Here is a 22,144-nt window from a genome sequence, read left to right as displayed (position 1 = left end):
GGAAAGTACATTCAAAGAATAGATCAAGCTTTAGAAGATGAGCTTGCCTTATATTCTGAATCTGAATTCATTGAACCACTAAAGTATTCTCTAGAGGGTGGAAAACGAATAAGACCGATTATTTTGACTTTGGCTGCTGAGAGTGTAGGGAAGATTGATGAAAATACATTTGCAGCATCATGTGCAGTTGAATTTTTGCATATGGAATCTATCATTCATGATGATATTATCGATAATGAAACTATGAGAAGACAAAAGGATCCATTTCATATCAAATACGGTTACAATACCAGTATCCTTACAGGAGATTTTGTTTTAGGATTAATTCTTGCAATATCTTCTAGATTAGACAATGCTAGAATTACAAAAGATTTGGCCACTACTGCTATGCTAATGAGTGAAGGTGAAATGATTGAAAATCGACTAGAGACTAGTGAGGATGTTACATTTGATGATTATCTCAAAGTTATAGAATACAAGACTGCTACAGCATTTGAAGTTGCAGCTAGAATAGGGGCAATTATTGTAAATGGAACTGAAGAACAAATTGAGGCATTAACTGAATATGGAAAAAACATTGGAATTGCATATCAAATAAGAGATGATTTACTGGATTGGAAAAATGAAGATAAGTTGTTTAATTTGCTAATCAAAAAAAGTTCAGATCCAAGAGATGTTTTTAATAAAATGGAAGAATTACTAAAAGAATATGCTCAAAAAGCGAGAGAAGGATTAAGAAAAATACCAGATAGTAACGCCAAAACCAATTTAGATAATTTGATCAAGTTTACTTCGTTTAAGGCATAAGTCCTAAACTGATAACTGGAGTTGCAAATTCTACAAATTTAATTAGTGGATCTGGATATACACCAAATCCTACCAAGAAGATTGTTGAGAAGATCATCACAGCAATAATTGATTTTGGTTCTGCAACTCTCTTTTCTGTTTCACCTTCAAAGTACATCTTTCTTGTAATCCAACCATAGTAAGCAAGTGACAATGCACTGTTAAGAACACCTGCAATTGCAAGCCATGGTGCCCACCAGATTACAGAGCCAGCATCCAATGCACTGCCAAATAACATCAATTTACTCCAAAATCCTGAGAGTGGAGGGATTCCTGCTAATGCAAATAAAGCAATCACTAAACCAAGTGCAGTTATTGGCATTCGTCTTCCAAGCCCCTTTAGTTTATCAATATTTGTAACTGCAAGTGTAGTCACAATGCCTGCAATTGCAATAAAGGCAGCGCCTTTCATTATAGCATGATTCATTATTTGGTACAAAGAGCCTTGTAAACCAAGTGAACTGTGAGGTGCAACTGCAAGTCCAATCAAAATGTATCCAGCGTGGGCAATACTAGAATATGCAAGCATTCTTGAGAGATTCTTTTGCATAATTGCAGCAACATTTCCAATTGTCATAGTCATCACTGCAATAACACCTAGAGCTAAAGTCCAATCAAGATTAAGAACAACCATTCCAAGAACTACAACTCGTATTGTTGCCGCAAAACCAGCTTTCTTTGTTGCAGCTGCAAGCAAAGCAGTAATGGGGGATGGAGCACCTTCATAGGTGTCAGGAAGCCATTGATGGAAAGGTACAAGTCCCATCTTGAATCCAAATCCTGCAATAAACATTCCAACAGAGAGTAACGCAAGAGGGAATAAGGTTGGATCAAGTGTAGAGTATCCTTGAATGACTTCACCAATATTTGTAGAGCCAGTTAGTCCATATGAAATTGAAATTCCGTAAACTATGATTGCAGATGATAGTGCACCAAATAGGAAATATTTTAGAGCAGCCTCATTTGAGCTTGGATTCTTTTTCATAAATCCTACTAAAACGTATGTTGGTATACTCATGAGTTCCCATGCAACAAACAACATTACCAAGTCAGTAGAATATGCAACTAACACCATACCAATTGTTGCAAGTAAAATCAGTGAATAGTATACAGCAGGCGAGTTTTGTTTTCGCATATAGTTAAAAGAGCCAACAGTTGTGAAGAGGGCAACAATCAACATTGCTATTGCAAAGAATCCACCAAATGCATCATCTACCACCACATCTTGAGAGAAAAGAGCTGATGGGGATACATTATCATTTATGAATTGATAGCCTACATAAGCAACTGATACAATTAATGCAGCAAATGCAATTATAGCATAAAATGAATTAGAGCCTTGCTCTTTTCTTGAAATACTAATAATTGGAAGTAAAACGCCAACAGTTCCTAAGATTGCAATTAAGACCAATGGGGTTGAAGTAATTTCTAACATCTCATCAATCTCCTATATCAACAATATCAGGACTACAAATAGTAATCCTGCTCCAAATACGAATAGATATGATTGTGATACACCAGTTTGAGTTCCTTGGATAACTTTTGCGCCCCATCCAACTGCTTTCTGTACCCCGTCATTCATACCATAATCAATAGCGGTCTTTTCAAAGTATCTGAAAATACCTCTTGCCAACCACAATGGTGCTACTACAAAACACCAATAGATTATGGCATTAAGATACCATCTGTTTAAGATAACTTTGTGTATTGCATAAAAGAAAATATTCGAATTAATGAATTTGACAGGATCAACCCATCTTCCAATATAGAAGATGTAGCCCAATCCTATACCAGTTGAAAATGCAACTAATGATGATCCTAATGCAACGGGATTAAGGCCCTGTAAGAATTCTGGAAGAATTGATTCTTCAGCTGCAACATGTATAGTGTGAATGCCAAAAGATTCTTCAAGATATTCTACAAATACATGGTGGAGTCCTTCTTCGGTGGATAATCCAATAAGACCAATTCCAATAGTGAGCACTGCGAGAATTCCATATGGAACCCACATTGACAATGATGCTTCATGTATATGATGACCTTCTTCTTCCATCTTTTCAATGTGTCTGCTCTTCTTTCCGAAGAAAACCATTCCAATCATTCGAGTAGTGTAAAATGTTGTGATTACTGCAGTGAGTACAGCAATTACATACAATGGCAATGCCCATTCATTTCCAGATTCATAAACCGCTGCAAATATTGCATCCTTACTCCAGAAACCTGTTGTGATAAATGGAGCGCCCATTAAACCAAGTCCAGCAGCCCACATGAATGCATATGTTTTCTTCATCTGTTTTCTCAGACCACCCATATCGGTCATAAATCTAGAACCTACAATATGTAACAAAGAACCTGCTGCCATGAACAATGAAGCTTTAAACATTGCGTGTGAAATTAAATGGAAAAATCCTGCGGTATAACCATCAACATATTGATGAGACAATCCAGCAACACCTAATGCCATCATCATGTAACCAATTTGTGAACCAGTAGAATAAGCAAGAACTTTCTTAATTTCAGGATTTACCATGCCTTGTGTTGCAAGTAATAATGCAGTGATTGCTCCAACCCAAGCAACAACCTCAAAGAATTGGTCTGCCATGATTCCTGCAGCACCTAATGCAAATACAAGTGGGCCAATTCTTGCTACCAAGAACACGCCTGCTTTGACCATTGTTGCTGCGTGAATAAGAGCAGATACTGCAGTAGGGCCAGTCATTGCTTCCAATAGCCATTCGTTTAGTGGGAATTGAGCCGATTTTCCGACAGCTCCTCCAAATAATAAAACAAATGCAGGAACTAAAAGTCCTTGAGCAGCCATTGCAGTTGCCCATTCAGTATCACCCATTAATTCTCTAAATCCAAAAGTACCTGCAAACAAAAATATCAAAAGCATACCTGCAATCATCATCACATCACCAACTTTGGTCATAATGAATGCCTTCATACCAGCGTGTGTTGGTGAATAGTAATCTAGCATGCCAAGAACAGTTCTACCTTCAACACCAACATGATCTTTCTTTTTGTCACGATACCAAAAGCTGATCAATGCGTATGATGCAAGTCCCACACCTTCCCATCCAAAGAATACTTGAAGTAGGTTATCCGATAAGACAATCAATTGCATTGAACCAATAAAGAACATCATCCAGAACCAGAATCTTGCAATGTCCTTATCGCCTTTCATGTATCCTGTACTGTAAATCATAATGAGGAATGAAATCCAGCCAACTACGTTTGACATTATTATTGAAAGTGGATCTGCCAATACACCTCCTTTAAGTCCAAGTGCCTCTATCCACATAATTTGATGATGCATTTCATGTGCTTCCAAAGCAACAGGAATCATTGTCGCTGCAGATAAAGCACTCATCAAAGCAAATGCAACTGCAACATAACCAGTTGCATGTTTTGATAGTTTTCCAACGCCAGGAATAATCATTGCTGCTGCAAATGGCAGAATCCAAACTAACCAAGCACTAAGAGTTCCAACTTCAAATGGTAATCCAAAAGCTTCAGTTGCCATAATCTAAACTCCTAACACTCCGTTCATGTATGGGATTATTGTTTTCAAGAAAATATCTGGATAAATGCCAACTACAATTGAGAATCCTGCCAACACCATCATTGGGGCTGTCATGTACCAACTTCCTTCCTTCACATTCTCAAGATGTTCGGGAGTTTTTCCAAAGAAGACACGTTTTAGCATCCATAGCATGTAAGACATTGTAAGAACAGTTGCAACAAGACCTAAACCAAAGGTTACAGCTCTAATTGTTGAGCCTTCTTGAATTGCAGTCTGTAATGCTCCGAAAAAGAGAGGCCATTCACCCATGAATCCACTGGTTGGTGGAACGCCCATTATTGTTAATGCACCTATAACGGCACATACTGCTGTTATTGGCATCTTTCCTGCCAATCCTCCTAGTTTTGTAATGCTTCTAGTTCCAACTTTAACAATAATAATTCCGGCCATCATGAAGAGGATGCCTTTACCAATACCATGTGTTACATACATCATCTCGGCACCTGAAAGACCAAGTACAGATATTGAACCTATGCCAAATAGGATGTAACCCATCTGACTAATACTAGAATATGCAAGTAATCGTTTCAAGTCATCTTGCATGAGTGCCATTGCACCACCATAAATCATTGTAACAAGACCCCAGATATGGAACCAAATTGAAAGATCTGCAAATGTCAAAGGTAAGAATTCAACAATTAATCTGAAAATACCATAAGCACCAATTCCGATCATGGCAGGTGACAATAATGCACTGATAGGAGTTGGGGCAGAACCGTGAACATATGGAAGCCAAATATGGAACATAAAAACTGCCAGTTTTACACCAAGTCCTATAGAAATTGCAACTGCCGAAAGCATAACAATGTCAGCAGGGATTGCGGATTCGTCAATATCTGTAAAGTTAAAACTTCCAATGGTCAAACCAATCATCAAAAAGCCCAACAATAAAACGACTGCACCTGCATGAGTCCAAAACAAGAACATTAAACCGATCTTTCTTCTTGGACCATCACCCCAAAGAGCAACTAAGAAGAAACCAGGAATTAGCATTACCTCAAAGAATATGTAAAATTCAATCAGATTTGTAGAAAGAACTGTTCCAAGCATACCCATTGCAAATACAAGATAGAGTGCAAAGTAAAGTCCAGATTTAGCATTAACATAATTTGAAAGAGATGATGATTCAACTATGGAATTTTGACCACTTGAAGAGACATTGATTTTTTGTTCTTCTTCAAATTGTTCATGGAATTTATGAATCATATATGGTTTTGAATAAAGTGCCAAAATTGTAGATAGTACATAGATAATTATTGCAAATGGCGATGCCAAACCATCTAACAAGAAACCAAACTCGCCGAATTGTTCAGTCCAAGGATAGTGTTCCTCAACTGTTCCAGAAAGTGCAGCGTTGATTACAAGTATTGTTGTGTATAGTAGAATTGCAAATGTAAACCACATTGCTGGTGTAGGACCGACTTTTCTTCCAATTAGGTATGCGATTGGAGATAAGAGTAATGGCAAGAAAACTGCCTGTAATAATGCATATTCCATTATCCTTTCAAACTCCTAAAGTCTGCAATATCGACGTTTTGATACATGCGATATGCTACAATAATTAATGAAAGTCCAACTGCGACTTCTGCTGCAGCTATTGCTATTGAAAACAATGCCAAAGTTTGACCTCCACTGTGGGGTAAAAATCTACCAAATGCAACAAGGTTAAGATTTGCAGCGTTGATAATAATTTCAACTGCAAAAAGCATTCGAATAAAATTACGTTTTACTGCAAGACCGTAAATGCCTATTGCCAACATAGCAACAGACACAAGTGTAAAATCAATTAGCTCGTTGGTCATTCTCCACATCCTCACGTTTAGCTAAAACTAGTGCCCCTGTTACAGAGCCAGTCAAAAGTAATCCCATCAAGATAAGTGCTGGCCAATAATAGGTAACAAAGTCAGTACCTATATCTCTAAAATTAGTGGCAGGCTCATCAGTCGTAATTGTTTTGATTCCAGAATCAAGGAATACTGCACCTAATGCAACCATCATCACAAGCATCAATCCAATTCCTGCAAACTTTCTTCTCTTGTCTTCGATTTTTTTGAATATCAATTCTCTTTTTACCAACATTACAGTAAACAAAATTAAAACAGCAATAGAACCAACATAGACTGCTAATTGAAACAACGCAACAAATGGTGCATCTAACAAGAAAAAGAATCCTGCAATACCGCCAAGCGTTCCCATTAAAGCAATTGAACCGTAGATTAATGATCTTAATTCTAGTGCTGCAATTGCAGATCCAATTGTAATTACTGTTAATGCAAGAAATGCAGCATCAGCCATGTGTTGCACCTCTGCTAGTAATTTGGATTTCACTATCTTGTGCAACGTATGGTTTTACCTGTAGTTGCGCAGGAGTGTAAATCAAACCTTCTTTAGAAAATGAAGATAGTTCATAATCATTAGTCATGTAAAGTGCATAAAATGGACATGCATCAACACAAAGACCACAGAAAACACATTTTCCATAATCAATTTGAGGCATAATAGATTTCTTGTTTTGTTTTTGTTGATCAGGAACCTTTACCATTGCAATTGCTTCAGCAACACCTTCACATGCAATAGAACACAACTGACAACCAGTGCAATGATCATGGAATAGCATATGACGACCTTTTAGTCCTGCAATTCCTACTCCAGTGGATGGATCAAATTGATAACCATCACCTACAAACTTTAGTTTCTCTTCAGGATATCGAAGTGTGAATCGCTTAATTGCAATGTGTTTTATTCCAGAGTTTAATGCGCGAATAATACCTGTTGCAGTTCCCATTATTGTAATCCTCCTGGTCCTAGCACTCCAGCGTAAAGCAATCCAAGTGCAATAAAGATGTTAACGAAAGCAAGGCCAATTAGTTTAGTCCATCCAAGATTCAATAACATGTCAACTCTGATTCTTGGGAAAACTCCTCTTGGTAATAATATGAAGAATATGACAGCTACTGTTTTGAGAACAAACCAAAGGGTTCCATTAAGCATCTCTTGTGTAAATAATGGTAATCCTGGAATGTGTGCAGTGATTGGTCCCATAACAATTCCTTCAGTAAGAATTTCAGCTGGGAATGGAGGAACAACCATTGGGCCATTCCAACCACCAAGGAATAAGACAACAAACAATGCTGCAAACGCATAAAGTTTCAGATAAGTTCCTAATTGTACAAGTCCATACATCATTCCAGATAATTCTGTTAGCCAACCAGCTACAATTTCACTTTCTGCTTCTGGCAAATCAAATGGGATTCTTTCTAGCTCTGCAAGCATAGTAATGAAGAAAACAATAGCGCCTATTGGTAAAAATACAATCCATGGGAAACTAGATTGACTTGCAGCAATTTCAGATAAGTTAAGAGATCCTGTTAGCATTACAACCCCCAATAAAGACAAGATCAAAGGGATTTCAAATGAGACCATTTGGAATAAAGCTCTGATACCACCAATGAATGGGAATTTACTATTTGCAGACCAAGCAGAAAGAATAGTAATGATTGGGAAAAATCCAATTACTGCAAATACACCAAGTAATCCCAAATCTACATCTGCAACTACCCAACCAGGAGCCACAGGAATTAACGCAACAAATGCGGCTGCGGCTGCAACAAATAATACTGGAGCTGCCCAGAAAATAGGTTTATCAGCCTTTGCAGGGATGATGATTTCTTTTGAAATTAATTTCAACCCATCTCCCATTAATTGTAAGATACCTTCAAACTTTCCACAGTAAAATGGTCCAACTCTTAATTGTAATTTTGCAAGCATCTTTCTTTCAATAAATATTGTTCCAGCAGCTAGTAATGCAGCAAATCCAAATCCTGGAAAAACCATCACTCTAAAAATATCAGTAGCCATGAAGGCTTTGACTATTGGAAGTGTACGAGACGGATCTGCAATCCAAGTTAATGCAAGAAATGGTGTAAGTATTTCACCATTAATCACAGGCATTTCAATGAAGAATAAAACAATGAAAACTGCTGGGATACCAATCAAAGATAGAATTAGAACAGCCCAAAATGCATTATCTAATAATGATTTGATAAACTCACTTAGTTTGAATTTTGGTGCAATAACTGACATTTATCGGTCTGCCTCCACTGGCCAATAATTAAGACTCCAATAAACTGATGGCATGTTACCAAGTTTTTCGCCTTTGAGAAGATATGGCAATGCAATTAAATTTCTAAATGATCCAACACTCATCTTTAGTCTGTACGGTTCAGTTTTTCCATCAGAGACAATATAGCAACCTAGTGATCCTCTACCTGATTCTACACGTTTGTATACTGAATCAAGTCCCTTTCCTTTTGGATTAGGTTTTAGTTTCGTTCTAACAGAACCAGACTTTGGCATTTTTTGTAATGCTTGCCTAATAATGTTACAGCTTTCCATCATGTCAAGCCATGGTACTTTGGATCTTGCATAAGAATCACCTTCTTTCATCACATTAGTGTGAACGTCTAATTCTTCATAGACATCATATGGTTCCTTCTTCCTAAGATCATAATCAACTCCACTTGCACGAAGTACAGAACCTGTTGTTCCAAGTCTTATTGCATCTTCACGAGAAAGTATACCAGTATCTTTAGTTCTAGCAATTAGAATTGGATTATCATAAAATACAGCAGAGTATTCTTTGATACGTTTTTCAAAATAATTAACTTGACGTAAACAAACATCTTCAAAGTTTGGTGGTAAATCATTTCTTACTCCACCTGGAACAAAATGTGCATGAGTTACTCTTGCACCAGTCATTTTTTCCATAAGATCAATTAAGAGTTCACGATCTCCTGCTGGCCACATAAACATGGTAGAGTGTCCTAAAAAGATACCATAAATTGCAAGCCAGTACATTGTGTAAATACATCTGTTCAGTTCAGACGCAATGACTCTGACATACTTTGCACGTTCAGGAACTTCAATTCCAACAAGTTCTTCAACTCCTAAAACATATGGATACAATACATTACAAGAATCATGAATTACTGGTCTTTCTAAATGGGGAATATTTGTAATGTAATTTCTATACTCAGCCATCTTTTCTTCTCCACGGTGAACATATCCAGGATCAGGATCACATGCAACAATATAATCACCGTCAATTTGAACAATAATTCTCATATGACCAGAGCCAGGATGTTGAGGTCCAACATTGAGAGTCATTATTCTCTCGTCAACTTTTTGGAGTGCTAATCCAGGTGGTAATTCTCCGGTCATCTCTATCTTCCCTTTATTGCAAAGTCCTTTCTAAGTGGAGGTAAATCTGCCCAGTCTTCTGGCAAAAGTAATCGTCTATTATCAGGATGGCCTTCAAAGAAAACACCAAACATTTCAAAAACTTCTCTTTCATGAAATTCTACGCTGTAAAAAATATCTCTAAGAGTAGGAAGTTTAGTTGCATCATTTCCAGGAATTGGGTTTTCTTCTCTTTGAGCTCTAGTTGATAAAACAAGAATTTGTCTTGCTAATGAAGAATCAGAATAAGATCCTATATGATACACAACCTCAATTTCTTTATCTTGAGGATAATCTACGCCTGAAACAGATTCCACATGATCATAGTTTAGGGCATCACGAATGAATTCAGCAACATCATGGACATTTTCTCTACCAGCCTTAATTCCAACCCTGTCTTCTTTGACAAATGTAACTTCGACTTTATCACCAAACTTTTCAACAATTTTATCAGAAATGCTCTTTTCAAATGCTGGTAATTCGACTTCGGGTTTTTTTGTTGCAGGCGGTGTTGATTTTACTTCAGGAGTTTCATCTGCATTAGGTTTTTCAGAATCAGAACTCATTATACAAACTTCCTAGCCTTCATTCTCTTAATTTTTTCTTGTAGTAACATACATCCTTGAATTAGAGTTTCAGGTCTAGGTGGACAACCTGGAACATAAACATCAACTGGAATCACTCCGTCAATTCCCGGAAGTACATTGTATGAATCAAAATATAGTCCGCCAGTAATTGCACATGCTCCCATAGCAATCACATATTTTGGCTCTGGCATTTGATCATAAACTAATCTGAGGCGTGGTGCCATTTTTCTTGTAATAGTTCCTTGAACAACTACAAGATCACATTGTCTAAGTGAACCAAATGCTTCAATGATACCAAATCTTTCAACATCATATCTAGGACTTGATGCTGCGCCAAATTCTACACTGCAACAAGCTGTTTCAATGTGTACTGGCCATAATGACCAAATTCTACCCCAATTAATGGCATAGCCCAGGGGTTTATCAATTGCTCTTTCTAAAATATCTCCTAATTTTCCTACAAAGACATTTGCATTTTCTGGTGTAACTAAGTCTTTAAGCAATCTTATCCCCTACCCTCGTAAATACAATTTATATAAAAAACTACCATATTCTTCGTCTCCCTGATTGATACAATGCAAATGCCATTGCACCAAACATAATTCCTAAAAAGCCCATCATCGGTAAAGTTGCAATCTTTGGAATTTCCAAAAGAGAACTACCCCAAGCATACAAGAATATTGCCATCACATCAAAGACAACAAACATCAGAATGTAAGGATAGTACTGCATCATGAAATGAGTTCTTCCCTCTCCAGATGGAACTTGACCACATTCCATTGGCAAAAATTTAACAGGATTACTTCGTTTTCGAGGAGAAAGCATTCTTGAAATAACTAACGCTGGAGCCATTGCTACTATAGCAAAACCAAACATCAATACAACGGTACTATAATTGCCCGCTAATTCCCCGACCAATTCATCTTTTGACCCTAATTTTTGTATAAAAAGGTATTCTTCCTTTTTTAGATCAATTTCTAAAAAAATTATTTTTCTAAAGTCCTTTATAGAACATTGTCAAACAGCGATCATGTCATTGAATATTGGAGACATTGCTCCTAATTTTGAGCTTCCAGATACAGAATTGAAGATGCGAACTTTGGATGACTATAAAGGCGGAAAAATAGTTTTATCATTCATAGTTGCTGCAAGTTCTCCAGTTTGCGAAAACGAACTATGTAATTTTAGAGATTCGTGGAAGGAGATATCTGATCTAGGTGCAAAAGTTGTGGCAATCAGTAATGACGGCCCATTTGCAAATAAAGCATTTGCAGAAAAAAATCACTTTAATTTTCCACTATTGGGAGATTATAGTAGTAAAACAATTCGTGATTATGGAATATTAATGCCGGATTTACTTCACATTAAAGGATACAATGCCGCAAAACGATCCGTCTTTGTTATTAACGAAGATGGAAAAATTGGTTACAAATGGGTTTCAGAAGATCCATTAAAAGAACCAAACTATGAAGAGATTAAAAATTTCCTGAAATAAGGAAATTATTTTTATTCTATATCAGCTATTGGGTCGCCTTTGGCTACAGTTGCAGTCTCTTTAATTTTTATGGATTTGACAACTCCATCTTTGTGTGCTTTTACTGATACTTGCATTTTCATTGATTCTAATGTACAAATCACATCGCCTTTCTTTACAGAATCACCTTCAGCAACAGAAATTGATACGACCTTGCCAGGAATTTGACTCTTCAATGATAATTGTGCATTTCCAGCACCAGCTCCGCCAGAATGTTTGAAGACAACTTCATCAAAGTGAGTGTGACGATTAATTGTAATAGGAACATTGTCAATTACAATATTTATTTCGTTAGTTGATTGATCAAGATATTTTGCTTTGTGATATTTTTGATTCAAAATGAATTCAATTCCAGTAGAATTCATGGATATGATTTTTAATTTATGTTCATTATCATTAATCTTAATTACATAATCATTGTTTCCAAGATTTTCTACAATCTTACCATCAAAGGATTTTTCAATGTCAGTTATTTTGTAATCCATTAATCATCAATCCAAATTATATTTCCAATTAGAGTTATTGGCAGCATTACTTTGTACGCGACTTTTAAAGTATTCAGAGTGAATTATTGCAGCGGCTATTGCAGCTTCACTTTTTTCTTCTTTTTCTTTCTTTAGATCAGTAGTTAATCTATCAATCATATCAAAACGTTTAAGGAAATCAGTTGAAAGTTCTCCATTTTTGTATTCTTCTGAATTTAGAATTGTTTTATAAAGTGGAATTGATGTTTCAACACCTTGAATGTAAAAATCATTTAATGCAGCAAGCATTCTAGTTCTTGATTCTTCAAATGTTTGACCCCACGTAACGAGCTTTGCCATAAGAGAGTCATAAAATGGTGATACAGTACATCCAGGATATAGATAAGTATCACATCTAACTCCAGGTCCCGAAGGAATTGTTACATCAGGTACAGGTCCGGTAGACGGAGCAAAGTCCAAGAAGGTGTCTTCGGCATTAATTCTGCACTCAATAGCATAACCATTCATTTTAAGATCACTTTGTTTGAATGGTATTGGTTCTCCATTTGCAATATCTAATTGTAATTTTACCAAATCCAATCCAGAAACAAATTCAGTGATTGGGTGTTCAACTTGTAATCTTGCATTTATTTCAATAAAATAAAATTCGCCGTTATCTGCTCGTAAAAATTCAGCTGTTCCCAAATTAGTATAATCGACTGCAGTAGCAGCATTACGAACTAGCTCACCTACACGAGATCTAGTCTCCTCATCAACTATTGGTGATGGAGTTTGCTCAATTAATTTTTGATTACGTCTTTGAATCGAACATTCTCTTTCAAAGATATGAACTACATTACCATGAGTATCTCTAGCAAATTGATATTCAATATGTCTGGTTTTTTCTAGAAATTTTTCAACTAAAATTGCAGATTTTCCCACAGCCGCAATAGATTCACCAGTTACAGATTCATAGCCTTCACGCAATTCTTTATCATTATTGACGATTCTAATTCCACGTCCACCACCACCGTAAACTGACTTTAGCATTACAGGGTAACCTATCTCATTTGCAATTTTTTCTGCATCATCAGCATCTGTTACTAAACCAGGACTTCCAGGAACAGTTGGAACTTTAGCTTTTAGCATTGCATCTTTACATTTCATTTTATCACCACAAAGATTCATTGAATCAGCTTTTGGGCCAATGAAAATAATTTTATTTTTTTCACAAAGTCTTGCAAAGTCATCATTTTCAGAAAGAAAACCATAACCAGGATGAACTGCATCTGTTCCAGAAGCCATCATTACTTCAAGAATTTTTTCTTGATTAAGATAGGATTTTGAAGGTGCCGCTTCACCAATATGATATGCTTCAGATGCCTGTTTTACATGCATTGAGTTATAGTCCTCATCAGAGTAGACTGCAACAGTTTTGATTCCAAGGGCCTTACAAGTTCTAATAACTCGTAAAGCAATTTCTCCTCTATTTGCGATGAGTACTTTTTCAATCATATTTAATCACAAATTGATATTTCCATGTTTCCTTGGAAGTTGTTTTTCTCGTTTGCTTGCAAGCATTTCTAATGCTTTAATCAACATAGGTCTAGTCTCAGCAGGATCAATTACATTATCAACAGTTCCATGAGATGCAGCAACGTATGGATTTTCAAATTTTTCTGCAAATTCATCAATTAATTGCTTTTTAAGTGTCTCAGGATCATCTGCTTCATCAAGATCTTTTCGATACATGATTTTTACAGCTGCTTCTCCACCTAAAACTGCACATCTGGCAGTTGGCCATGCATAATTAATATCAGTTCTAAGATTTTTACTTCCCATTGCAATGTAAGCACCACCATATGCCTTACCTATAACTAATGTAATTCTTGGAACTGTAGCTTCACAGTATGCATAAAGCAGTTTGCTACCATGTCTAATTATTCCATTATGTTCTTGATTAGAACCTGGCATGTATCCAGGAGTATCTACCAAAGTGATAAGGGGAATGTTAAATGCATCGCAAAATCTTATGAAACGTGCTGCCTTATTTGAAGAATCAATATCAAGTGCACCTGCTAGATGTATAGGTTGATTAGCTATGATTCCTACAACTTTACCATTCATTCTTCCATAACCCACTATAATATTTGGAGCAAACAATTCATGTACTTCAAAGAATTCATGATTGTCAACAATAGAATTGATAATTTCTTTCATATCATAAGGTTGTAAAGGATTTTCTGGAATGATATTGATCAGGTTATGATCCAATCTATTTGGATCATCATCAGTTGTGATTTTTGGTGGCTCTTCAGTGTTGTTTTGAGGTAGATATGAAATTAATTTTTTGATGTAATCCATACATTCGTATTCATTTTGTGCAACAAAATGTGCAACACCACTTTTTGAACCATGTGTCATTGCGCCTCCAAGATCATCAAATGAGATTTCTTCACCCAATACAGTTTTGACTACATCTGGACCTGTGACAAACATAGTTCCAACCTTTTCCACCATAATTACAAAGTCAGTCATTGCAGGTGAATATACTGAGCCTCCTGCTGAAGGACCAATACTTGCAGTAATTTGTGGAATTACTCCAGAAGCTAATTGATTATGATAAAAGATGTCTGCAAATCCATCAAGACTCATTATTCCTTCTTGAATTCTTGCTCCACCAGAATCCATTATTCCAATTATTGGACATCCAGTTTTTACTGCATGATCCATTAATTTAGTAATTTTTTTAGCTCCCATCTGACTAAGTGTTCCACCAAGTACAGTGAAATCATATGCAAAAACAAAGATTTGTCTACCATGAACATTTCCATATCCTCCCACTACACCATCTGTAAAGAATTTCTTTTTCTGCATATCATATTCGTGGTAATGATGTGTGGTTAATGGATCAATTTCTGTAAAAGTTCCCTCATCAAGTAAAAGATCGATTCGTTCACGAGCAGTTAACTTACCTTTATCGTGTTGAGCCTTGATTCTATCTTGACCACCACCCTGTAATGCTGTATTATTCTTTTTAGTATATCCTTCAATCTTTTCAGAATGCATAACAGTAACCTAAAGCAAGACGGTTTCATATATTAATTTAGTTTGAGAATTTCAGCAACATGAAATTTTTACAAAAATTCATGGATATTTGATTATTTTAGAAGGTTAAGAGTTGAGAATGGGGAATTTTTTGTTTGTGGATTTTTGATAATAACTAAAAGCATCTTTTTCCTCACTGCATTTTTTACAAATACAGAATTGGGACACATTTGGAATATCGCAGTTTTCGAGAAATTCACATTTGGGGCATCCTGCAGGTGCTCCACATACAATACACTGTAATTGATCGATTTGAGCACATTTTTCATGTTTCACACCTAATCCTTTTGCCCATAATCCAATTTCATTTATCTCGATTTTTTCATTACATACAATACATGTTCCTGGGAATTTCATAGGAATTTTTCGCCAGCTCATTGAATTAGATCAATCTCCTTTTCAATAATATCACCAAAAGTTTCTTCTAATTCCAATTCCAGTGATTTATTCTTAATACAAAATAAAACAAAAGGAAGACAAAGGGTTACAAAAGAACTTGATGACAAATGTAATTTTTTTGCCATAATGGATGACAGTGATTTTATTTTGGCACCATCCCAACGAATTCTATTAAGTAATGGCCATGAAAGATTGTATTGAGAGTATCTTATTCTATCATCATTTTGATATAATTTTATTAAAATATCATTCAGATATCTTAAGAGTCTCCAATTTTGAGTTTTCATAATTTTTCCAAAAAGCATATCTGCATTAGACATTATTTCTAAATATTTTGCAAGTGTTGAATTATCGATATTACTTGTAATGATACTTGAATAAAACGCATTAATTTTTTCTCTTGGATCAATTTGCATAGAATACAAAATAAGTCTAGCTTCTTCAATTGAATTTGCTTTAAAAAAAGCATTGATTCCATCTTCAATGTTAATATTTTCAAAAGTTGTTTCTGTTTGTGGGTTAAATCCAGTCACAAATGATTGTGTAAGATTAATCATAGAACGAATGTCTCCTCGTGATTTGCCAATTACTTTGATTAAAGAACCTGGACTTAATTTTGCACTTTCTTTTTTCAAAATATTTTCAAGATAAATTCGTAACAGACGAGGAGGAATTTTTTTGAAGTAAATTGTTTTTACTGCTTTTTTAATACCCTTCATTTTATCAGATGTGTCACTGTTTGCTGCAAGAATTATTGGAACTGTAGGTTCTTTGAGAATATCAATAAGTGCTGAAGCACCCCCAAAATCACTACGTCCATGAATTCCATCTACTTCATCTACAAAGATCATTGGAATTCCCATAACGCTGACATTGGCCAAAACAGGCATTAGAATTTCATTAATTCGTGATTTACTTCTTACATCACTTGCATTAAGACCAATCATATCATATCCAAATTGTTCGGCTACAAGATATGCAATTGTAGTTTTTCCTATACCAGGAGGACCAACCAGAAGAAGTGGCTTGGTGCCTTTTTTCCACTTTACAAACCATTCCATTATGGCTGCACGTGATTCTTCATTTCCCACCATATCAGAAATAATCTGAGGTCGATATTTTTCAGACCACATCAATTTTATCACTTTGGAAGTTTAGATGTAAATTCTGACCATTTATTGGCCTTTTGTAATTTATTGTACCAAAATTGGTTATAATGTTCCACAGTCAAAAATAAAAATTCTAAAAATTCTTTGTGAGAAAACCCTTCAGGTAACAAATCAAGAGTCAGTCGTGCATCTTGCAAATACAAATTACTTTTTTCCATAGTTATCTCAAATCCTTTTTTCACGTCATTCGCCAATAATGAATAATAAAGTGGCCAAGAAGGAATTTTGACAAATCCGTTTTTAATTGAATCTTCAATTTCATTTCCACAACCAACGCCTTCTGCAGCTCTTGCCATACCCAAATAGAAAATCTCAGATAATGGTCTTTCCGCCAAAGCCATATTTCTACCAGCAGTTCCCATTACAGCACGGTATTTTTTGTAAGAGAGAGTCATCTCCTCTTCTGTGATTTGTGTTGGTTTTGATTTTAATTTTTCATCAAGGTATTGTCCAACTCTCGCATCTTTGAATCCTTCTTCAAATTCTTTGAGAACTTGTTCTCCACCTTTTGAAATTTTATCTCTGGCTAATTTCAAGATATATGGATTCATTAATTTATAATCATCAAGGAATTCCAAGTCTTCATCTTTATCCACAATTCTATCCATGGGTTCACTAAGATCAATTGCCAGAATATGCCCTTCAACCATATCTTGTTTTAATTGAGGATCGTTTCTTCCAGAAAAATCGGATGCAGCATCAAACAATCCATTAAAAACAGGAAATGTCATTTTTACAAAATTTGAATTTAAAATTCTATTTACTCTATCTTGCATTACTTCAAGACTTTCTAATTTTGATTTTATAGGCTCAATTTCAGAGGAATTAAGTATTATTTCCGTAGAACCCACTTCATTTCCAAATGCTTGCTGTGTAGAATTAGGATCAGAATCAGATCTTATTTCACGCAATAAACCTTGAGCAAATCTTTCTGCAAAGTGTGGAAATTCATTTTCTGTTTCTTCTTTGTATTTGGTAAATAATTTGTAACCTTTTGATTTGAATAAAGCCTGTTTCATTATTTGTTTTCCAGGTTTTGTGCTCATCAAAGCTTCTTTGCTTACAACAGATTGATCTTTACCACTCACAATCGTTTAGCTTTCTTATTGTTATTTATGCTTTCAAAACAAATATTTTCTTCACTTAAATTACGAATGACTTAATTGTAAATATGGAAGTAATAGAAATTCTTCGTGAAGCTTCAAAAAAAATTTATGAAAATGTAAAAGAACTTGCAGGAACTGAACATGCAGCAGGAGATTTTGGCATAGGTGCAGGTGGGGATATTTCAAGAAACATCGACATTATTGCTGAAAAAACTGTTTTAGATTATCTAAAGGAAATCAATTTTGAATGTATTGTTTTGGGTGAAGAATGTGGACACGTTGAGTTATCAAACAATTCTAAGGGATATGTCATAATGGATGCAATTGATGGTTCTGCTAATGCGGTTAGAGGGGTACCATTTTTTTGCAGTTCATTAGCATTTGCTACTGAAAATAAATTAAGTTCCATTACAGAGGGCGTAATTACAAATTTAACAAATGGTGAAATGTATTGGGCTTCAAAAAATAATGGGTCATTTTTTAATGGAGAACAAATCAATGTTCACGACAAAGATCCAATATACAAAATAATTGGAATCAATACATCTGGGGCATCACCAGAATTGATGAAAAGATTATCTCCAATATATGAAAAACATGAACATACCAGACACTTTGGAGCAAATGCTCTAGAAATGGCACTTTTTGCAAGAGGATTGCTAGATATTTTTATTGATTTAAGAGGAAAAATTCGAATCCAAGATATCGCAGCAGGATATCTAATTATCAAAGAAGCAGGAGGATTGCTACTAGATGCAAATTTGAATCCATTAGATGCAGACTTGAGTTATGAAACAAGGGTGTCCTTTATTGCTGCTTCAAATCAAAAAATTCTTGATGAAATAGTGTCACTAATCGATCAGTAATTCAATAACAACATTAATTGAATCATTGACATAAATTTTACAGTTAATGTGTCATTTTAGAACAATTGTCTAATTTTTGAATTAAATCATAACAGAAATATATTTATCCAAAGTCACGAAAAAACTTCTTGTATGGTAACTGAAATGAAAGCAAAGGTCGTTTATAGGGAGTTACTAAAAGAAGATCTTGTAATAATCAGATTGGTTCCAGAAAAAGGAATGCCACAATACAAGACAGGTCAATTTTTGACAATAGGCCTTCCAATACCATCAGAAAAAAAAATAGTTAGAAGGGCATATTCTATTGCATCACATGCAGAGAACAGAGATTATTTTGAATTTGTAATTAGATGGGTAAGAAAACCACTTCCAGGCAGAGTAACAACTGAATTATTTTATCTAAGTGTAGGTGATGAAGTATATCTCGGAGATCCAACAGGAGCTGCATTACAAATTAGTGATAAATTACCTAATGGGCAAAAAGACAATAGGAGGGTAATTTGTGTAGGTGGAGGTACAGGATTAGCACCATTTATTGCATTTGCAAAACATTTTCATGATACCAACGATAAACGTGAGGTGATAGTACTTCACGGAGCAAGTTATGTGGATGAATTAAGTTACAAACGTCTTTTGACGGATTTAGAAATGGAGAGTGAGAAAAGAGGAAGAGATCAATGGAACTTCAGATATAGAGCTGCAATAAGTAGACCAAAAGAATATTTCAATAGATCATGGAATGGTCATGTAGGGAGAGTTGAATCATTTTTCCAACCTGATAAAAAAACAGGATTATCTCCAGTTGAGGAGATGGTAGGTGAGAAAATTACCCCAGAAAATACGATCATCTACATTTGTGGCTATCAAGGAACAATTGACGGTGTTCTAGATTATTTAGGTCCAAAAGGGTTTGTCACCGAGCATGAAAAAAAGCCAGATGGCAGTTTTGCAGTAAAGTATGAGTCATACGGATAGAGTTTTTTAGAAAATAACAATATTCGATTTTGATTTTTTAAGACTCGGAAAGCTTATTGCCCTAAATATTACTCACCTGTGGATTTTTATATTGATTATTTTTTAGCAAAATATGGCAAAACTCAAGTGTAATGATTATGGATTTGAGTGTGATTTTGTAGCAGAAGGAGAAATGGAATCAGTGATAGAAGATTTTAGAAACCATACGGATGAAGAACATGGAATAGATTATTCTAAAGAAGCAATTATGCAATTTCTCTTAAGAAAACAAGGAATGTAAATAATTAAACATCTATTCGTTTCATTCTAGCAGATAAAATGGGAAGCTCTTTTTCAATTATTTTTTCGACTGCAGGAACAATACCAGTTCTGGCTTTGACGCTTTCGTCATAAATTTCTGTTATTTGATCTCGGAATAACAATTTGATTCCTGGAAGTGCAGTAATTCCTTCATCAACAGTTCTAGGATCGGATAAATCTAAAATTAGCGTACCTTTTTTCTTTTCTTCCATTGCCAGTCTAATCCTATCAAATGTAATTAAGAAATAATCAGATGTCGTTGCCACAAAAACAATATCATATTTATCAAATCCAGCCAAAACATCATTGAAGTCTACTGGATTTCCACCTAGGAGAGTAGTGAAACCTGTTGAACGTTCAAGAGAACGGCTTGTAACATCAAATACAATTCCTTTTTTACCCAAAGTTTTTGCTAGCATAGCAGCAGGTTCACCAGTTCCAATTAGCAATACTTTCTTCTTGGAATCAAGTCCTGCCTTCTCATCAACTAGTTTTACTGCAACATCACCCAGTGAAACAACATCTTTTGCAATTCCCGTAGTATCTCTCATACGTGTAGCTAAACGAATAACATTTTCAAATAATTTATTAAGAATTTTGCCAGACACGCCAGCACTCTTTGCACTTGCCAATGATTGTGTAATGTCATCGAATACGCTTTGCCATCCAACAACTAATGAATCTAATCCAGATGCTAATCGTAAAAGGTTAAGATAAACATCATCGCCTTTGTAAACTTCAAGAGTTTGATCAAAATGATCAATATCAATTTGTTCTAATGAAGACAGAGATACCCAAGTATCTTTTATTTTATTTAATACAAGAGTTTTGCCTTCTGGTCTTCGTGCATCAGGTGAATCATCGGTTTCAACATTACTTACAGTAAAAATTTCAACTCGAGTTGCAGTTTGAATAATGATACACTCTTCAACACCAGGAATTTTTTTGAATTCATTACAAGCTGCAACTACATCTTTAAAAGCAAATTTAGATATTGTGTGAATAGGAACATTTTTGAAAGTTACTCTCGCATTCATCACATCAAAATTTATTTGGCTCAAATCATCACTCCTTATGCTTTAATTTTGTCTCTTCCACCTTTAGCTGTTCTAAAAACATTCATTCCTATAAAGAAATTTTCATGTAATGATTCCAAATAAGTAATTTCATTTTCAACATCCTTAATTTCTTTTTCAGTTGTATTTGGATCATTTTTTAGTTTTGCAAGTTTTTGTCTAGTTTCTTCTAAAAAGGAATCAACACCTCGTTCATAATTAGAAACACCTGCAAATTCAGGACTAAGAACATGTTCAGGAATATACTGTGGAGTTTGATCACGTGGAATCTCAGCTTCTCTGGTTAGAGATTCTTGTTGATCTTGTGTAAGTATAGGTCGTGGAAATCTATCTTTTTTATCTAAGAAAAATTCTGGCTCACCCATTTCTCGTCGGAAAATTTCTTCCCCTTGCCTCTTAAATGTAAAATCAGGTTTCTTAGCAGCATCTGCTTTTACTTCAGCTGCAATTGCTTTGTATTCTTCTTCAGCTGCAGCTTCAGCCTCAGCTCTTGCGGCTTCTGCTTTTGCAAGAGCTTCTTTAACTGCGGCTTCTGCAGATTCAGCTGCTTTTGCTGCGGCTTCTGCCTTTGCAATTGCTTCCGCAGATGATTTTGCTTCTTCAGCTGCTTTTGCTGCAGCCTCAGCTTCTTTTGCTGCCTTTAGAGCATCCTCAGTTTTTGAAGTAGCTTCTTCAGCTGCTTTTGGGTCAACTTTAGGAGTTTCTTCAACAGATGTTTTTTCAGAGTATGAATCTTCTGCAGATATTGCTTCTATTTCAGATTCTTTTTTCTCTTCAGACATCAAATTTTACTAAAATTGCCTGAATTTTAATATTCTTGTAAGATGAACGCAATATGCTTATTTTTGAACAATATTAACAAATCAAAATGTGATCGTTACAAAATAATT

At 35.3% G+C, this 22,144-nt stretch carries 24 protein-coding genes; 5 read left to right on the top strand and 19 right to left on the bottom strand.

The genetic code is table 11. The features are described 5' to 3' along the window. The coding region (locus tag BD31_RS08345) for a polyprenyl synthetase family protein (RefSeq protein WP_008301065.1) at nucleotides 1-807 on the top strand (807 nt) is incomplete at its 5' end. On the opposite strand, the gene BD31_RS08340 is transcribed toward BD31_RS08345, so the two are convergent. Genes BD31_RS08340 through BD31_RS08290 form a run of 11 tightly spaced genes read right to left on the bottom strand, consistent with a single transcriptional unit; the run spans nucleotide 797 to nucleotide 11,133 of the window. Further along, the gene (locus BD31_RS08340) at nucleotides 797-2,281 is read right to left on the bottom strand and encodes an NADH-quinone oxidoreductase subunit N (RefSeq protein ID WP_008301083.1); all 1,485 of its coding nucleotides are present in this window, start codon (nucleotides 2,279-2,281) and stop codon (nucleotides 797-799) included. The genes BD31_RS08345 and BD31_RS08340 overlap by 11 nt on opposite strands. Nucleotides 2,282-2,293: 12 nt before the next feature. Beyond that, a complete protein-coding gene (locus BD31_RS08335; RefSeq protein WP_008301127.1) occupies nucleotides 2,294-4,372 on the bottom strand; it encodes an NADH-quinone oxidoreductase subunit 5 family protein in 2,079 nt (692 codons plus the stop codon). 3 nt (nucleotides 4,373-4,375) lie between these two features. After that, nucleotides 4,376-5,929 (bottom strand): complex I subunit 4 family protein, encoded by a 1,554-nt coding sequence (locus BD31_RS08330; RefSeq protein WP_008301088.1) that lies wholly within the window; start codon nucleotides 5,927-5,929, stop codon nucleotides 4,376-4,378. Further along, on the bottom strand, nucleotides 5,929-6,234 hold the full coding sequence (nuoK, locus tag BD31_RS08325) for an NADH-quinone oxidoreductase subunit NuoK (RefSeq protein WP_008301028.1): 306 nt from the start codon (nucleotides 6,232-6,234) through the stop codon (nucleotides 5,929-5,931). The genes BD31_RS08330 and nuoK overlap by 1 nt, the downstream gene beginning before the upstream one ends. Beyond that, nucleotides 6,215-6,727 carry an NADH-quinone oxidoreductase subunit J family protein gene (locus tag BD31_RS08320; protein ID WP_008301116.1) on the bottom strand — a complete coding sequence of 171 codons (513 nt, stop codon included), beginning with the start codon at nucleotides 6,725-6,727 and terminating at the stop codon, nucleotides 6,215-6,217. The genes nuoK and BD31_RS08320 overlap by 20 nt, the downstream gene beginning before the upstream one ends. After that, nucleotides 6,720-7,217 carry an NADH-quinone oxidoreductase subunit I gene (locus BD31_RS08315; protein ID WP_008301096.1) on the bottom strand — a complete coding sequence of 166 codons (498 nt, stop codon included), beginning with the start codon at nucleotides 7,215-7,217 and terminating at the stop codon, nucleotides 6,720-6,722. Before BD31_RS08315 ends, BD31_RS08320 begins: the two co-directional genes overlap by 8 nt. Then, complete coding sequence (gene nuoH, locus BD31_RS08310; RefSeq protein WP_008301054.1) at nucleotides 7,217-8,515, bottom strand: NADH-quinone oxidoreductase subunit NuoH; 1,299 nt, start codon at nucleotides 8,513-8,515, stop codon at nucleotides 7,217-7,219. Before nuoH ends, BD31_RS08315 begins: the two co-directional genes overlap by 1 nt. Continuing rightward, on the bottom strand, nucleotides 8,516-9,652 hold the full coding sequence (locus BD31_RS08305; protein WP_008301120.1) for an NADH-quinone oxidoreductase subunit D: 1,137 nt from the start codon (nucleotides 9,650-9,652) through the stop codon (nucleotides 8,516-8,518). Nucleotides 9,653-9,654: 2 nt separating this feature from the next. After that, the gene (locus BD31_RS08300) at nucleotides 9,655-10,236 is read right to left on the bottom strand and encodes an NADH-quinone oxidoreductase subunit C (protein WP_008301020.1); all 582 of its coding nucleotides are present in this window, start codon (nucleotides 10,234-10,236) and stop codon (nucleotides 9,655-9,657) included. After that, a complete protein-coding gene (locus BD31_RS08295) occupies nucleotides 10,236-10,760 on the bottom strand; it encodes an NADH-quinone oxidoreductase subunit B (protein ID WP_008301079.1) in 525 nt (174 codons plus the stop codon). The genes BD31_RS08300 and BD31_RS08295 overlap by 1 nt, the downstream gene beginning before the upstream one ends. 40 nt (nucleotides 10,761-10,800) lie before the next feature. Continuing rightward, nucleotides 10,801-11,133: an NADH-quinone oxidoreductase subunit A gene (locus BD31_RS08290; RefSeq protein WP_048097607.1), complete on the bottom strand. Its 333-nt coding sequence runs from the start codon at nucleotides 11,131-11,133 to the stop codon at nucleotides 10,801-10,803. 154 nt (nucleotides 11,134-11,287) lie between these two features. Here BD31_RS08290 and BD31_RS08285 point away from each other — a divergent pair, with 154 nt between their 5' ends. Next, complete coding sequence (locus BD31_RS08285; protein WP_008301092.1) at nucleotides 11,288-11,752, top strand: redoxin domain-containing protein; 465 nt, start codon at nucleotides 11,288-11,290, stop codon at nucleotides 11,750-11,752. Between the two features lie 11 nt (nucleotides 11,753-11,763). On the opposite strand, the gene BD31_RS08280 is transcribed toward BD31_RS08285, so the two are convergent. From BD31_RS08280 to BD31_RS08255, 6 genes are all read right to left on the bottom strand, one after another. Further along, nucleotides 11,764-12,276 carry an acyl-CoA carboxylase biotin carboxyl carrier protein subunit gene (locus BD31_RS08280; protein ID WP_008301087.1) on the bottom strand — a complete coding sequence of 171 codons (513 nt, stop codon included), beginning with the start codon at nucleotides 12,274-12,276 and terminating at the stop codon, nucleotides 11,764-11,766. A 6-nt stretch (nucleotides 12,277-12,282) separates the two neighbouring features. After that, nucleotides 12,283-13,770 carry an acetyl-CoA carboxylase biotin carboxylase subunit gene (locus BD31_RS08275; protein ID WP_008301048.1) on the bottom strand — a complete coding sequence of 496 codons (1,488 nt, stop codon included), beginning with the start codon at nucleotides 13,768-13,770 and terminating at the stop codon, nucleotides 12,283-12,285. 6 nt (nucleotides 13,771-13,776) lie between these two features. Further along, nucleotides 13,777-15,324 carry an acyl-CoA carboxylase subunit beta gene (locus tag BD31_RS08270; RefSeq protein ID WP_008301102.1) on the bottom strand — a complete coding sequence of 516 codons (1,548 nt, stop codon included), beginning with the start codon at nucleotides 15,322-15,324 and terminating at the stop codon, nucleotides 13,777-13,779. A gap of 105 nt (nucleotides 15,325-15,429) precedes the next feature. Beyond that, nucleotides 15,430-15,741, bottom strand: a complete 312-nt coding sequence (locus BD31_RS08265) for a hypothetical protein (protein ID WP_048097602.1) — start codon at nucleotides 15,739-15,741, stop codon at nucleotides 15,430-15,432. Further along, a complete protein-coding gene (locus tag BD31_RS08260) occupies nucleotides 15,738-16,895 on the bottom strand; it encodes an AAA family ATPase (protein ID WP_048097601.1) in 1,158 nt (385 codons plus the stop codon). The genes BD31_RS08265 and BD31_RS08260 overlap by 4 nt, the downstream gene beginning before the upstream one ends. Before the next feature lie 8 nt (nucleotides 16,896-16,903). Continuing rightward, nucleotides 16,904-18,019, bottom strand: a complete 1,116-nt coding sequence (locus BD31_RS08255; protein ID WP_008301045.1) for a hypothetical protein — start codon at nucleotides 18,017-18,019, stop codon at nucleotides 16,904-16,906. 83 nt (nucleotides 18,020-18,102) lie between these two features. Between BD31_RS08255 and BD31_RS08250 the strand changes: the two genes are divergently transcribed. The 3 genes from BD31_RS08250 (at nucleotide 18,103) to BD31_RS09880 (ending at nucleotide 20,158) form a co-directional block, all read left to right on the top strand. Continuing rightward, a complete protein-coding gene (locus BD31_RS08250) occupies nucleotides 18,103-18,903 on the top strand; it encodes an inositol monophosphatase family protein (protein ID WP_008301129.1) in 801 nt (266 codons plus the stop codon). A gap of 132 nt (nucleotides 18,904-19,035) precedes the next feature. Continuing rightward, complete coding sequence (locus BD31_RS08245) at nucleotides 19,036-19,878, top strand: FAD-binding oxidoreductase (RefSeq protein ID WP_008301067.1); 843 nt, start codon at nucleotides 19,036-19,038, stop codon at nucleotides 19,876-19,878. 112 nt (nucleotides 19,879-19,990) lie between these two features. After that, a complete protein-coding gene (locus BD31_RS09880; RefSeq protein WP_008301084.1) occupies nucleotides 19,991-20,158 on the top strand; it encodes a DUF1059 domain-containing protein in 168 nt (55 codons plus the stop codon). Between the two features lie 4 nt (nucleotides 20,159-20,162). Here BD31_RS09880 and BD31_RS08240 read toward each other — a convergent pair whose 3' ends face one another. Together BD31_RS08240 and BD31_RS08235 are read right to left on the bottom strand one after the other, a co-directional pair. After that, nucleotides 20,163-21,239, bottom strand: coding sequence for a glutamyl-tRNA reductase (locus tag BD31_RS08240; protein ID WP_008301050.1), 1,077 nt, complete (start codon nucleotides 21,237-21,239; stop codon nucleotides 20,163-20,165). An 11-nt stretch (nucleotides 21,240-21,250) separates the two neighbouring features. After that, nucleotides 21,251-22,036, bottom strand: coding sequence for a hypothetical protein (locus BD31_RS08235; protein WP_008301094.1), 786 nt, complete (start codon nucleotides 22,034-22,036; stop codon nucleotides 21,251-21,253). Nucleotides 22,037-22,144 lie beyond the last annotated feature (108 nt).

The organism is Candidatus Nitrosopumilus salarius BD31 (assembly GCF_000242875.2).
GTDB lineage: Archaea > Thermoproteota > Nitrososphaeria > Nitrososphaerales > Nitrosopumilaceae > Nitrosopumilus > Nitrosopumilus salarius.
Note: the sequence above shows the minus strand (reverse complement) of the source record. Positions and strands in the feature narration are given on the sequence as shown.